Here is a 13760-nt window from a genome sequence, read left to right on the forward strand (position 1 = left end):
TGGAACCTCGCATGCGAAGCCTCGACCACGACATAAGGCGGCGTGAGCTGTTGATCGCTGGAGCCGCAGTGCTGGGCCTTCCTCCCCAGGCTCAGGCCCAAATGGCTGCCGCCGGGAAACCGATGATGCCGAACCAACTCAACATGTCCGACGTGTCGATCGTTGTGAATGGCGAGATGCGCAAGTTGCGGATCGATGTGCGTACCACCTTGCTCGACGCGCTTCGGGAGCATCTCCATCTCACCGGAACAAAAAAGGGCTGCGATCACGGTCAATGCGGGGCCTGCACGGTGATCGTCGAGGGCCGGCGGATCAATTCCTGCCTCACGCTGGCCGTGATGCACGAGGGCGATCGCGTCACGACCATCGAAGGGCTGGGCACGCCGGACAAACTGCATCCGATGCAGGCTGCCTTCGTCAAACATGACGGCTATCAATGCGGCTATTGCACACCCGGTCAGATCTGCTCGGCGGTTGCAGTGCTCGATGAGATCCAAGCCGGCATTCCGAGCCATGTCAGTGCGGATCTGATGTCTCGTCCGGAGCTGACGGGCCTGGAACTCAGAGAGCGCATGAGCGGCAATATCTGCCGTTGCGCCGCCTATTCCAACATCATCGACGCCATCGGCGAGGTGGCGGGGAGGAAGGTATGAAGTCCTTCACCTATGAACGGGCGACTTCACCCGCCGAAGCAGTCGCCGCAGCCGCACGGATCCAGGGTGCAAAATTCATTGCCGGCGGCACCAACCTGCTCGATCTCATGAAGCTCGAGATTGAAACGCCCCCGCATCTCATCGACGTCAACGGTCTTGTCTTCGACACCATCGAGGCCACGCCTGATGGCGGCTTGCGCATCGGCGCCCTGGTGCGAAACACCGATCTTGCAGCGGACGAACGCGTGCGGCGCGACTATCCCCTGCTAACACGCGCATTGGTCGCCGGTGCTTCGGCCCAACTGCGTAACAAGGCCACGACCGCAGGCAATCTCCTGCAGCGAACACGCTGTCCCTATTTCTATGATACCGATCAGCCGTGCAACAAGCGTGAGCCCGGTAGCGGCTGTTCGGCAATCGGCGGGTTCACGCGCAACCATGCGATCCTGGGGGGCAGCGACGCCTGCATTGCCACTCATCCCAGCGACATGGCCGTGGCCATGCGCGCCCTGGATGCAACGGTGGAGACACTGCGCGCGAATGGTGCGACACGAAGCATTCCGATTTCTGAGTTCTATCGATTGCCGGGGGACACGCCGGACAAGGAGACTGTTCTCACGGCCGGCGAATTGATCAGCGCGGTCACTTTGCCGAAGCCGATCGGCGGCCGGCAGATCTACCGCAAAGTTCGCGATCGCGCCTCCTACGCCTTCGCCTTGGTTTCGATCGGGGCGATCGTCCAGCAGGACGGGACCGGACGGGTCGCGCTTGGTGGGGTGGCACACAAGCCCTGGCGCGTCGAGGCGGCGGAAGTCGCGTTGCCGCGCGGGACCAAGGCGGTCACGGCGCAGCTTCTCGCCGGTGCCAATCCGACCCGGCAGAACGCATTCAAGCTGCCGCTCATCGAGCGCACGCTCGGTGCCGTTCTGTCAGAGGCGAGGGGATGAGCCATGAAATTCGACACCCCTGCGACAACCAATCCGATCGACCGGCTCAAAATCATCGGCCAGCCAGTCAGCCGGATCGACGGCCCCCTTAAGACCACCGGTACGGCGCCCTATGCCTATGAACGCCACGATGCCGTGGCGAACCAGGCCTATGGCTATGTGGTGGGGGCGGCGATCGCCAAGGGGCGTATCGCCTCGATCGATCTTGCCAAAGCCAGGGCATCTCCCGGCGTGCTTGCCATCGTCACGGCGCAGAATACCGGCAAGCTCGGCAAGGGCAGCCGGAATACCGCAACTTTGCTCGGCGGCCCCGCCATCGAGCATTACCACCAGGCGATTGCATTGGTCGTCGCCGAGACATTCGAGCAGGCGCGTGCGGCCGCCTCTTTGCTTCAGGTGGACTATGAGCGGACCGATGGTGTCTTCGATCTTGCGTCGGCGAAAAACTCGGCTGAGGCGCCCAAACCCGGCTTCGGCGGACCCGCCGACACTGCCGTCGGCGACTTTGTCGGCGCGTTTTCTGCGGCACCAGTCCGCCTTGACGCCACCTACACCACGCCCGATCAATCCCACGCGATGATGGAGCCCCATGCTTCGATCGCCGCCTGGGAAGGGGACAAGCTTACCGTCTGGACATCCAACCAGATGATCGCCTGGGCCGCCGGCGATCTTGCTGAGACGCTCGGCATTGCCAAGGACAGGGTTCGCGTCATCTCGCCGTTCATCGGTGGTGGTTTTGGCGGCAAGCTGTTCCTGAGGGCCGATGTGCTGCTCGCGGCTCTCGGGGCGCGTGTGGCCGGGCGCCCGGTCAAGGTCGCTCTGACCCGCCCGCTCTTGGCTAACAATACGACGCATCGACCGGCGACGATCCAGCGCATTCGCATCGGCGCGACACACGAGGGCAAGATCACCGCGATCGGACATGAAAGTTGGTCCGGCGATCTTCCGGGTGGCGGTCCTGAAACAGCCGTGAGCCAGACCCGCCTGCTCTATGCCGGCGCCAACCGCATGAGCGCGATGCGCCTTGCAGTCCTCGACCTTGCCGAAGGAAATGCGATGCGTGCGCCGGGCGAGGCTTCCGGCATGATGGCACTCGAGGTCGCCATTGATGAAATGGCGGAGAAACTCGGATTGGACCCGGTGGAGTTTCGCATTCTCAACGATACCCACGTCGATCCCGAACATCCGGAGCGTCCGTTCTCGCAGCGTCATCTGGTCGAATGCCTGCGCATAGGCGCAGAACGGTTCGGCTGGAACAAGCGACAAGTCCAGCCCGGTCGAACGCGTGATGGGCGCTTTCTCATCGGCATGGGCGTTGCCGCCGCCTTTCGCAACAACCTGTCGACGAAGTCGGCGGCGCGCGTTCGGCTCGACGGCAGCGGTACGGTGACCGTCGAGACCGACATGACCGACATCGGTACCGGCAGCTACACCATCATCGCCCAGACCGCCGCGGAGATGATGGGCGTGCCGGTGGAGAAAGTGAGGGTTCGCCTCGGTGACTCGACGTTTCCGTTCTCCTGCGGTTCTGGCGGGCAATGGGGCGGCAACAATTCGACCGCCGGCGTCTATGCTGCATGCGTCAAGCTGCGCGAAGCCGTGGCTCAGAGGCTCGGCTTCAATTCGACCGAAGCCGTCTTCGCCGATGGTCAGGTCCGGGCGGGCAACCGTAGCGCGTCGCTTGCCCAGGCAGCCGGCCGGGACGGGCTCGTTGTCGAGGACGGCATCGAATATGGCGATCTCGCAAAGAAGTTCCAGCAGTCGACTTTCGGTGCGCATTTCGTCGAGGTCGGCGTCGATGCCGCGACCGGAGAGACCCGGGTCAGGCGGATGTTAGCAGCCTGTGCCTGCGGCCGTATCCTGAACCCAAAGACCGCGCGCAGTCAGTTGATCGGGGCAATGACCATGGGTGTCGGCGCTGCCCTGACGGAGGAATTGGTCGTCGACAAGCGCACCGGCTTCTTCGTCAATCATGACCTGGCAAGCTATGAGGTTCCGGTCCATGCCGACATCCCGCACCAGGAGGTGATCTTCCTCGACGAAACAGATCCAATCTCGTCGCCGATGAAGGCCAAGGGCGTTGCCGAACTCGGAATCTGTGGCGTTGCCGCAGCCGTCGCCAATGCGATCTACAACGCCACGGGGGTGCGCGTACGCGACTATCCGATCACCCTGGATAAGCTCATTGACCATCTGCCTGCGATGTAATGAGGCACGTCTGGCGCCTGACGCCCGCTCAAGGCTACTCGGATTAGCTGGGGCGAAGGCAGGTCGTCTTCCGAGCGTCGACGGCAAGTGTTTTTCGACGGTCAAGAAATGTATGATGGCCGGGGCGAAAACCTGGCGAGCTGAAAACTCCGATTTATTCGAGGAAAACTGCGTTCGCGCATCCCAGCAGGACGGCTAACCCGGTGCGTCGAATATGCGGCGCAAACCCAGGAGAAGTATTGCAATGGCCGACAGCACACGGATTCACCCCGCTTTCCTGTTCGATCTCGATGGCACGCTTGTCGATAGCGTTTACCAGCACGTATTGGCCTGGAAGGAAGCCCTGGATGCCGAAGGCATCAGGCTCTCTGTCTGGCGCATTCATCGCAAGATTGGCATGAGCGGGGGTTTGTTCACCAACCAACTCCTGCGTGAAACCGGGCTGGACATCAGCGAAGAACGGGTAGATCGCTTGCGCAAAAATCATGCGGCCTCCTATCGACGTTATGGCAGCAGTATCCGTCCCCTGCCGGGTGCCCGTGAACTGCTCGACTGGTTGACGCAAGCCAACATTCCCTGGGCAATCGCTACCAGCGGACGCATGGAGACGGCGGCCGTCAATCTGGCGGCGCTCGGCGTCGATCCCGATCGTTCGCCAGTGGTAACGCGAGACCAGGTGAAATACGCCAAGCCCGATCCCGACCTCTTTCTGGCGGCGGCTGAGCGGCTTGGGGTACCGATCGAAAACGCTATTGTGGTTGGAGATAGCATCTGGGATATGTTGGCCGCAGTCCGTTGCAAGGCATTGGGCGTCGGGCTGCTCAGTGGCGGTTATGGACCGGATGAACTTCGAGATGCGGGAGCAATCCGCGTCTACGATGACCCGCTCGATCTTTTGCAACATATTGACGAAGTTGGAGGACGGCGATAGCGGGCGGACAGGCGTGCTCTGTCTCGCAGCGTTTGTTTCGTCGCCGGCACTGTGGCCTAGATTTCCCTTCCCGACCTGATGCTGTTGTGCTGCGCACTACAGATATCTCCTGCAGTGCAAGATCTCACCTCGGGCAACGTACCCCTATTGCGGCACAGCCCCTGGTTCCCCCCGGGCCGTCAAGGTTGAGGGTTGAGTTGGCCTGACGCGCCAGGCATCAGGAGCAAAGTCTTGCCCTCCAGGCCGGTCGGAAGCAGCGATGCGGAGGGCAAGCGCCTCCGCATCGAATGCCTCTTAACCTTCCATGTATAACGGCCGAGCAAGGCAACGGCGGAGCGAAGAGGGAGAAGAACAATCCATCGGTCACGCGATGTCCAAAACGGCATGCCGCTCGCAATTGCCGTTGCTGCAGATCCCACTGGAGACAGTTTGTGTAACGTCGCCATCTTGCCTGGAACAACTCGTTTTTTCTTTAGTTTGATGGTCGCCGGCGCGACTGCGCCAACCCAGCTGGAGACAACGTCATGGGCCGTGGAATTCTTCTTTGGCTTCTCGGGGTCCCTATCCCGATCATTATCCTGATAGCTCTTCTTTATCATTAGAGGAGATTGAAAATGGCTGAGACCGTCTCAGGTATCGTCGAAAGAATGGAGTCGCCCCGATCGGCGGTTTCCTGGGCTGCGATACTTGCAGGAGCTGCCAGTGCTGCGGTGCTGTCATTGATACTCATCGTCGTTGGGACCGGCATCGGTCTTGCCTTTGTTTCCCCGTGGCAGAACAGCGGCGCTTCGGTGAAGACTATCGGCCTGCTTGCCATCGCTTGGTCGATTGCAGTCCCGCTGTTTTCATATGCGGTGGGCGGTTATCTGGCCGGCCGACTGCGGACACAATGGGTCGGCGTCCACTCTGACGAAGTCTTTTTTCGCGACACTGCCCACGGCTTGTTGGTGTGGGCGGTCGGAACGTTGTTCTCGGCTTGTCTGTTGGGAACGGTTCTTTCCTGGGCGGTGCAAGGCACGGCACAGGCCGGAGCAAATGCTGCGACGGCAGCCACCAGGGCTGTAACCTCCTCCGTCGAAAATCCCGAGAATGGTGGATGGAACGCCTATTTCACCGACATGTTGTTCCGCGCACCGCAGCAGCAGACACAACCCAGTGACACAACAGCCAAGGCGGAGATTGGACGCATTGCAGCTCGTTCACTCGCCGCCGGGCAGTTGAGTGACGACGATAAAGCCTACGCGGCCCAGTTGATCGCTCACCAAACCGGCCTTAACCCGTCGGATGCTGCAAAGCGAATTGACGATGTCGTCGCCATGGCCAAACAAGCTGCTGCTCAAACAGCCGAAAAGGCAAAAGCAGCTGCGGAGGTTGCGCGCAAGGCGGGGATCAATGCTGCCCTCTGGGCTTTCGTTGCACTGTTGATTGGAGGCTTGTCGGCTTCCTATATGGCAACAGTCGGCGGTAGGCTTCGCGATGATCTACCCGCAGTATGACTAGCTGCAAAACGCCTCGTGACGGGTCCTCGCCTCCAAACTAGACGAGAAACGCTCGACCACTGGAACAGTGCCGATGCAATTCGCGAAGCTTGCATCCAACCCGCCCAACTTGCCCGCCGACGGCTCCCCGGTCGGCGGGTATCTACAAAGTATTACTGGGAAAATCACCGCAGATAAGGAGATAAATCTGCTGCCTGCCGGAATTTCAATCTACGCGGCCGAGCAAAACGATCTACACCCGTACTCGATGACCATTTTCACAACGGGCGGCGGATCGCGCGAGATGTAACGCAATTTAAGGGCAGAAGCCTGCCTCCTTCCTGATTACGCGCTCGGCCGGTTTCGCCTCCAGGAGTTCCTTCGCCGGCGTCCCTATCGCGGGGCGGCCCATACCTGTGATCCTTCGCGCAGGCATGTTGCCATTGCTGTCATCGGCTATGTGGTCGGCCGGAAACAAACCCGGGAACGATCGGTTTGGAGTGCTCCTTGTCCAACCGGACAACGGCAGAGCAGGAGGAGGTGCAGATGACTCTACGATTTCAGCTTTGTACGATCATTATGACGATGCTGCACGCGCCGTGCATGCCCTTGAAGACCTCAACGTCCCAGGCGCCGATATCAGCGTGGTCGCCTCCAATGCGGATAATTTCTATGAGGACGCCGTCGCCGATGATGCAGTAGCCGGCGCCGGCATGGGCGCGGCCGTGGGGGGCGTTGGCGGCCTGCTGGCGGGCCTGGGCATGCTGACCATTCCCGGCATAGGCCCTGCCGTTGCCGCCGGCTGGCTTACCTCCACCGTTCTCGGTGCAACGGGCGGAGCGGTTGTCGGCGGTGCAGCAGGCAGCCTCGTTGGTGCGATGACCGGTGCCGGCGTGGCTCCGGCCGACGCCAATGTCTATGCCGAGGGGGTACGGCGCGGCCGAACACTGGTGTCGGCCACAGTGCCCGATGAGAAGGGCGCTGAGACGGAGAACGCGCTGCTCAAATGCGGAGCTCTCGACATCGACCAGCTCGGAACATCCTATCGAGCCGAGGGCTGGACGCAGTTCGACATCCATGCCCCGCCACCCACGGCCGACAAGCTAAGAAGCTACCGAAATGGAACGGCACATTGATGTGCGGGGCGGGTTTCCCAACGGCCGCAAATCGGCTCAAGATCTTTGCACGAATTTGTTGAAGCGGCTCACTCCGCCGTCATCGGTGCGTTCCTGATAGAGGAATGCCAGGTCCCGATCCTCGAAAACGGCAAAGAATGCAGGCCAGGGCAGCGGCTCCAAGTCTTCCTCAGGCTCGCCGAAGCCGATCCTGAGGATGCCGCCGTCGGTCGTGCTTTTGACTTTCGACGGCACGCCGCGGCGCTCCTCGACCCAACGCCGGATGAGGGCATGATCGGTCGTCATGTGGGAAGTCGTCATGGCATCCACTCCGATTTGCAGAACGCCTCGCCCAACACCCGACCAGCAATGTTGTTCCGCCAGGCATGCCGGAACAACGTCAAGCAGGCTCGGTTAGGCGAAGAGTAGGCTGCGTCGCATCGGATACGTGCCGGCACAGGCCGTGGCTGCCCTGGGAGGCCGCTGCAATAGTCAACAGGAGCGAGAGCATGACCAGCAATGGGACGATCGAGCGCCAGCGACAGATTCAAAGACAGATCGCCAAGGCTGATCTGCGCCATGACGAGGACGGTGGCGTTTTCGCCCCGCAGACGGGCGTTCGCGCCTATCCGGTCCCACCCTTCGGACAACAGCATCAGGCCAAACCGGGGCAAGAAGCGGACCTCGACCCGGCACCTCTCTTCGACGCACCTTTCTATCGCGGCTCGGGCAAGCTGGAAGGCAGCGTCGCCCTGATTACGGGAGGTGATTCGGGCATTGGCCGGTCGGTGGCTGTGCTCTTCGCACGGGAAGGAGCGGATGTCGCCATTGTCCATCTCGGTGAGCCATCGGATGCGAATGTCACGCGCGATGCCGTGCGTCGGGAAGGCCGGCAATGCCTGCTGATCGAGGGTGATATCCGCTCGCGCGCCTTCTGCAGGAGCGCGGTTGCCACCACCGTCGAGCACTATGGCCGGCTCGACGTTCTCGTCAACAATGCCGCCTTTCAGGTCCACGCCAAAAGCATCGAGGATCTGACCGAGGATCACTTCGACCTGACCTTGAAGACCAATCTCTATGGCTATTTCTTCATGGCGCAGGCGGCTGTGCCGCATATGAAGGAACGAGGCGCCATCATCAACACCGGCTCGATTACCGGAATGTTCGGCTCCAAGGAACTCCTCGATTACTCCATGACCAAGGGAGGCATCCATGCGTTCACCCGGGCACTCGCCGCCAACCTGATTTCAAAGGGGATCCGCGTGAATGCGGTGGCGCCCGGACCCGTGTGGTCGCCTCTAAATCCTTCGGACAAGGCTGCCGAGGACATTGTCAAGTTCGGCAAGGACACGCCGATGCGACGGCCGGCGCAACCGGAGGAAATCGCACCTGCCTATGTGTTCCTGGCCTCGCCTCACTGTTCGAGCTTCATCACCGGCGAAATCCTGCCGATCGTCGGCGGCTATGGCGGCGGGTGAGGCTCTGCAAGGAACGGCTGTCTGTTCTCCTCGCCACGACGGCTCTTGAAATCCTGAGGCGCGGATCCAAATCTCTGTCTCGGCTCGAACAGCCCATGCACGTTATTGGTCTATTTGAGGTGTTCAATGTCAGAAATATCGTTCCACCACCCGGTTTCGTTCAGGCTTGGCAGGGGGCGGGTTGTGGTCGTCCGATCGGTCCAGGAAGCACTGGATTTTCTCGACAATCGCTGGCCTGAAGTCGGTGACGATCTCTACATCGCTGCACGCTACGCTTGTCTTGAGGCCCTGATCGACGCCAGCAAAGCCAAAGCCGCTCGATATGCCTTCATCGATGCCCTGGGCGAAGCTGGGCTTGAGCCGGCATTCGAGTTCGGCTTCATGGCGGCAATGGCAGCCAGTTCGCGACACCGAATGTCTTCGTGAATCCCGGTGGCTTTGGCCTCGCTGCAGCGATGCGGCGGCTGTTGCGCCCAACCGGGAACATTGGACCGAAAAATCAGTTGGCAGTGCGGGCAGCGACGGATGCGAAGCATCTGTCCCTCCCCGTATGCTGGAGCGGAGCTGATGACCGAAGTTCGATATCTTCGTGCGGACGAAAACCTGCCGACGCAAAGCGACTGGATCCTGATCGAAGCATCCGGCCCCGTCTGGGTCGTCAACAGCGCCACTTTTTCGGACGACAATGTCCCTTCCGATCCCATTGGCCCTTTCCATACGCGCAATGAGGCACTCGAAGCCGTGGCCGATCTGGCCAGGACGCTGGGCATCGAGACGGTCTATGTCCGAAACGGCGACTGAAGCTGGACGCGTCTAGCGCCAGGGGAGGCCCACCCCCGTTATGCTCGGGAACCATGAAGCGGTCGCGAGGTTGGGAAGGCAGAAAGGAACCCTGCATGCCAGATCCGAACCAACCCAGACCCGCCGATTCCGCGCCGAAGGAAGATCCGCCGCTGGCTCCCGAGCCAAGTCAACCTTCGCCAAACGAAATGCCGATTCCGCCGACACTCCCAGCTCCGCCCGCACCGGTGGAGGTGCCACAGCCACCGCCGGAACCTCCTCCAAAACCGCCGGGAGAGGTGTAGGCCGCGGATGGCTTGGCCAAGATGTTTGAAGCGCAGGCCGCCATTCACGGCATGGTCCCGGCTTCCCTTTTTGCCGTGAAGCCTGCGGTCGGTCTGGAAACAATGTTCGACCTATCTGGGTTCGAGGGGCGGAGATAGCATTACGATTGCGCTTTTCATTGGAAAGGGAGTTGGAGAGTCAGGCCCCTGGCTGACGTCTTGAAAACCAAACGCTTGCTGCCGAGCAAGATGTCAGCCAGGAGGCTGACACTCCGTATGTCTCGCTCCCTTTATACAACCGCAACTGAGGTGGTAGGAGATGCACACTCATATCTGGAGCAACCCGGTCAGGCTGAAAGACGGCGCCGGGCAACCTCGCACCATTGCCACCACGGAAGAAGCAGCCAACTTTTTGTTGCTGAACTGGCCCATCGAGACCGGTGAAAAATTCGTGGAAGCGCGCCGCACCTGCGAGGCTTTCATCGATGCGTGCGAGGAGGCCGGTCTGCTTGTCCTTTCATGACATACTGCGACCTTCGTTCGCGCACCCCTTCTGCACTAAGGCTGGCCTGTTGGCAGGTTCACCCCATTGCAATCTCATAAAGGACGGCCGATCGTCACGACCAGCGGGTCTTCACCGCGTCTGCAATCAAGACGAGACAGCGGCGTAGTTGGGTGAAGATCAGGAAATTGTCGTGAACGCGTTGTTGGGCGCTCCGGCCGAGCATTTCGCGCTTCCAGGGATCGCGCAGCAGATCGTCGAGTCCTGCCCTACCCGTATGAGAACGGACCCGGTCGTCGGATCGGTCGAGACAATGGTTTCTAGCTGTGGTGGGCCCGCGTTTCGGCGGCTTTCCGGGCGGCTTCCTTTCTTGCATGAGCGCCCTTCGTCCGGGCGGCCTTGCGGGCGGCGGTGGAGCGGCTCGAAGCGCCTTTGGTCTCGGCGGCTTTTTTGGCAGCGTCCGAGCGTTCTTCGGCCGTGCGCTGCGAAGCCGCGCGCCTGGCCTGCCGGGAAAGTGCTTCATGGGAAGCCGTGTTCTTCGGTTCGTGCTTCAGGACCTCGGAGACGGCTCTGGAGACACGCGGGCGGCGTTTGGGCACACGTTCTCCTTGACCGACCTCATAGGCATATTCGGCACTCTTGCGCGTGCTTTCCTTGACCTTGCCTTTTTTGGGAGGAGGCAAATCGACGCCAGCGCGCCGAGCCTCGGACAAGCCGATGGCGATGGCCTGTTTGGCCGAACGTGCGCCGTGCTGGCCGCGACGTATCTTCTCGATCTCCTCATGCACGAATTCGCCGGCCTGGGTGCTCGGCGCTTTGCCCTCACGCGCGTCCTGCCGGGCTTTCTCGATGGTTTTCCTGTTCGGCATTGCTCGTCTCCCGATCTGAGCAGCAACGACCTCCTGATTTTATTGGCCTATTGCGCCCTTCCGAATGCCCTAACTTGACAGCAGGACAAATGATCCGGCCGACGTTCCCGTCGTTTCGCCACGGTCGCCGCGATGCAATGATTGGGCTGCTGTCCGAATGTCCGGCCGGCAGCGCCTGTCACTCGGTTCTGCCGATAGGGGGAGACTGCTCCTGCCCGCCCTGCTTTGCGTGATCGGTACGGCCTACCCACCAGACGAGGCCGCAGAACAGAACAAAGGCTATGATTGCAGCGCTCCAGATCATCCGTGAAAACATTGCATTGGTCGCTTGAGCTCGGGGTTCGTGCGCTTTGGTAGCCTCGCCTGCGCGCGCACCGTTGGATCGAGTTGCTGGGGCATCGGGCTCGTGCAGAGAGCCGGGTTGCGGCAACGCTGGATTGCAAAGCCGTTCTCGGCATGGCGAGACCAGTGGCGAGATTATCGGTCTCACGCTTTCCGAACATCGACAATAAGGGCTGGCTCCTTTGGAAAGGCGGCGCGGCTGTAGAATTGGGAAGGAACTGGGCCGCATCGCCCGCGCCGGGGAGGACTGAACAGTCGAGCAGCGGCATAGCCTCGCTCCTCTTGAGCGGGTTGCCGGCTTCAAGGTGTTCGGTCACCCATTCGGGTTGTCAGGCAAGGCAGCGGCTTTGGAGGGAACATCGCTCCCATCGTGGTGTTGAGATTCTACATGCACCGTGGAGGGCGTTGAGATGACCAAAATTATCTCGGCTTTATTCGAAACCTATGCGGATGCTGAGCGATCTGTGACCCAGCTCGAGGCCGCCGACATCCCCAATACGGATATTTCCCTGGTCACCGGTGACGTGGAAGCCTCGAATAGTTTCGAGCGCGACGTGGTTGCCGGAGCTGGAGCCGGCGCTGCATTGGGGGGAGTGGGAGGAGTGCTGGCAGGCCTGGCTCTGCTGACAGCGCCCGGTATCGGGCAGGTTGTTGCTGCCGGCTGGATTGCCGCGGCGCTTGTCGGTGCGACGATGGTCGCCGGCCCCACGACCGGGGCCGTCGTCGGTGCGGGGGCTGGAGGTGCAATCGGGTCCCTGACCGAGGCAGGCTTTCCGAGTTCCGAGTCCCATCTGTATGCCGAAGCCTTGAGGCGTGGACGCAGTCTGGTGGCTGTCCGGGTGGCAGATGAAAGGGAGGGCGAGGTTCGGGCTATTCTTGCGAAATTTCCGTCGCTCGATCCGAGCACCGTGCGATCGGCCTATGAGGCGGAGGGGTGGGCGGGCCCGGCATGAGCCGTTTCTCCGGCGAACAGATCTGCTGCTCACCGAGAACATGACGACGCCGCAGCCTTCAAGGAGCCGGCGTGCTCTTCGCATGCTGGCCGAGGCTGCACCCCTTCGATCCGGCCAGCAGCGGCACCGCCAGCAGCCCTGTTCCCACGATGCCGATGACAACAAAACTCGGCAAATTTGCCTGCCACCGGCTCCAGCACCTCGGCTGCCTGGCTATGCGAGCTCATGAACTCGCTCGGTGGCATTCGGTTCCCGGGGGAAGGTAGGGAGGGTGCCCGGTGGCGGCTCTTAGCGTGGGGTCGATGATGAACCATATGGGGGGCTGATCGAGCCCGTGGCGCAAGCCGTGATGGCCCGGCAACGCTGCTTTTCGCCGAGCGCAGGGCTCCGGACCTGGACCGCTTGTTGCGCGGGAGCGGGGCTATCGGAGCAGGATCCGCGACTGCCAAACCCGGGTTTCGATCCGTGCCCGGATCTGCTCGGCCTTGCCATGAACGACCACGAAGTGCTCCCTGTCGAAATACAGGGTCGAGCTGTCGGGCTCATTGCCCTCGATATAGCAGATGCGAGTCACGTTCACTTCGATCGGATGTCGGTCGAAACTTCGTTCGAATGTGCAGAATATCGGGATTTTGGTCTCTGTCCCTTCAGAACGACCCGTCGTCTCCTGCGCTTCGTCCATTCCTACCATCCCACACAAACGCGAGCGCAATGATGGCTCTTCCAGTGCGGAAATCTAGCAATGGCGTTTTCGGGATCAAGACCGCCTGAAATCCCATGGTTAAAAAAAAGCCCGCCGCGCATGGGGGCAGCGAGCGGGCAAGCAGGGGAAGGGAGCAATGCGGGTTTCCTGCCGGCGGCAATTGCTCCTTGTTTTCAGGCTGCGACGTCCGCCGGCGGGGTCATCGACGTGCAGGTTTCGATATGCCTGCGGGTGTCCGCGAGGGTGCCCCTGACGACCACGAATTCGTCTCTCCTGAAATACATGGTCGTCGTGCCGTCGTCATTGCCCTCCAGATAGAGGATGAGATTCACGTTCACCTCGATCGGATGGCGGTCGAAGCTGCGTTCGAAAATACAGAAAATCGGTTTCACCGGTCCTGCTCCTTTGGGGTTAGCAGGCCCTGTACTAGGACCGTGGGCATGATGCCCACTGCGTGTCGCTTCTCGCGTTCGCGAGCGCCCTCTACGCCTTCTCCTCTTGGAAAAGAACAGCCCGC

16 protein-coding genes are annotated in these 13760 nt (G+C 61.1%); 12 read left to right on the plus strand and 4 right to left on the minus strand.

The window, feature by feature from the left end; genetic code table 11:
• The first annotated feature begins 11 nt into the window (after positions 1 to 11).
• The 7 genes from paoA (at position 12) to ACTJKX_RS33885 (ending at position 7353) form a co-directional block, all read left to right on the plus strand.
• On the plus strand, positions 12 to 653 hold the full coding sequence (gene paoA, locus ACTJKX_RS33855; protein WP_440727999.1) for an aldehyde dehydrogenase iron-sulfur subunit PaoA: 642 nt from the start codon (positions 12 to 14) through the stop codon (positions 651 to 653).
• Positions 650 to 1600 (plus strand): FAD binding domain-containing protein, encoded by a 951-nt coding sequence (locus tag ACTJKX_RS33860; RefSeq protein ID WP_440727986.1) that lies wholly within the window; start codon positions 650 to 652, stop codon positions 1598 to 1600. Before paoA ends, ACTJKX_RS33860 begins: the two co-directional genes overlap by 4 nt.
• A gap of 3 nt (positions 1601 to 1603) precedes the next feature.
• Positions 1604 to 3808, plus strand: coding sequence for an aldehyde oxidoreductase molybdenum-binding subunit PaoC (gene paoC, locus ACTJKX_RS33865; protein ID WP_440727987.1), 2205 nt, complete (start codon positions 1604 to 1606; stop codon positions 3806 to 3808).
• A gap of 244 nt (positions 3809 to 4052) precedes the next feature.
• Complete coding sequence (locus tag ACTJKX_RS33870; protein ID WP_440727988.1) at positions 4053 to 4739, plus strand: HAD family hydrolase; 687 nt, start codon at positions 4053 to 4055, stop codon at positions 4737 to 4739.
• A gap of 614 nt (positions 4740 to 5353) precedes the next feature.
• Positions 5354 to 6235 carry a hypothetical protein gene (locus tag ACTJKX_RS33875; protein ID WP_440727989.1) on the plus strand — a complete coding sequence of 294 codons (882 nt, stop codon included), beginning with the start codon at positions 5354 to 5356 and terminating at the stop codon, positions 6233 to 6235.
• A 76-nt stretch (positions 6236 to 6311) separates the two neighbouring features.
• Entirely contained in the window at positions 6312 to 6527 is a 216-nt protein-coding gene (locus ACTJKX_RS33880; protein WP_440727990.1) for a hypothetical protein, read from the plus strand.
• A gap of 256 nt (positions 6528 to 6783) precedes the next feature.
• Entirely contained in the window at positions 6784 to 7353 is a 570-nt protein-coding gene (locus tag ACTJKX_RS33885) for a hypothetical protein (protein ID WP_440727991.1), read from the plus strand.
• Positions 7354 to 7389: 36 nt separating this feature from the next.
• Here ACTJKX_RS33885 and ACTJKX_RS33890 read toward each other — a convergent pair whose 3' ends face one another.
• Positions 7390 to 7653 (minus strand): hypothetical protein, encoded by a 264-nt coding sequence (locus tag ACTJKX_RS33890; protein ID WP_440727992.1) that lies wholly within the window; start codon positions 7651 to 7653, stop codon positions 7390 to 7392.
• A 188-nt stretch (positions 7654 to 7841) separates the two neighbouring features.
• Here ACTJKX_RS33890 and ACTJKX_RS33895 point away from each other — a divergent pair, with 188 nt between their 5' ends.
• The 4 genes from ACTJKX_RS33895 to ACTJKX_RS33910 all read left to right on the plus strand — a co-directional run bounded on the left by ACTJKX_RS33895 (position 7842) and on the right by ACTJKX_RS33910 (position 10397).
• Positions 7842 to 8810: an SDR family oxidoreductase gene (locus ACTJKX_RS33895; protein ID WP_440727993.1), complete on the plus strand. Its 969-nt coding sequence runs from the start codon at positions 7842 to 7844 to the stop codon at positions 8808 to 8810.
• 126 nt (positions 8811 to 8936) lie between these two features.
• Positions 8937 to 9236, plus strand: a complete 300-nt coding sequence (locus ACTJKX_RS33900; protein WP_394315560.1) for a DUF982 domain-containing protein — start codon at positions 8937 to 8939, stop codon at positions 9234 to 9236.
• Between the two features lie 141 nt (positions 9237 to 9377).
• Positions 9378 to 9611, plus strand: coding sequence for a hypothetical protein (locus ACTJKX_RS33905; protein WP_440727994.1), 234 nt, complete (start codon positions 9378 to 9380; stop codon positions 9609 to 9611).
• Positions 9612 to 10193: 582 nt separating this feature from the next.
• A complete protein-coding gene (locus ACTJKX_RS33910) occupies positions 10194 to 10397 on the plus strand; it encodes a DUF982 domain-containing protein (protein WP_440727995.1) in 204 nt (67 codons plus the stop codon).
• Between the two features lie 299 nt (positions 10398 to 10696).
• Here ACTJKX_RS33910 and ACTJKX_RS33915 read toward each other — a convergent pair whose 3' ends face one another.
• Complete coding sequence (locus tag ACTJKX_RS33915; protein ID WP_440727996.1) at positions 10697 to 11245, minus strand: DUF6496 domain-containing protein; 549 nt, start codon at positions 11243 to 11245, stop codon at positions 10697 to 10699.
• A gap of 752 nt (positions 11246 to 11997) precedes the next feature.
• On the opposite strand from ACTJKX_RS33915, the gene ACTJKX_RS33920 reads away from it, so the two are divergent.
• The gene (locus ACTJKX_RS33920; protein ID WP_440727997.1) at positions 11998 to 12540 is read left to right on the plus strand and encodes a DUF1269 domain-containing protein; all 543 of its coding nucleotides are present in this window, start codon (positions 11998 to 12000) and stop codon (positions 12538 to 12540) included.
• A 421-nt stretch (positions 12541 to 12961) separates the two neighbouring features.
• Here ACTJKX_RS33920 and ACTJKX_RS33925 read toward each other — a convergent pair whose 3' ends face one another.
• Both ACTJKX_RS33925 and ACTJKX_RS33930 read right to left on the minus strand, forming a co-directional pair.
• Positions 12962 to 13222, minus strand: a complete 261-nt coding sequence (locus ACTJKX_RS33925) for a hypothetical protein (RefSeq protein ID WP_440727998.1) — start codon at positions 13220 to 13222, stop codon at positions 12962 to 12964.
• A 194-nt stretch (positions 13223 to 13416) separates the two neighbouring features.
• Entirely contained in the window at positions 13417 to 13635 is a 219-nt protein-coding gene (locus tag ACTJKX_RS33930; RefSeq protein WP_311939580.1) for a hypothetical protein, read from the minus strand.
• Positions 13636 to 13760: the final 125 nt, after the last annotated feature.

This window comes from Labrys sp. 22185 (assembly GCF_052045555.1).
Taxonomy (GTDB): domain Bacteria; phylum Pseudomonadota; class Alphaproteobacteria; order Rhizobiales; family Labraceae; genus Labrys; species Labrys neptuniae.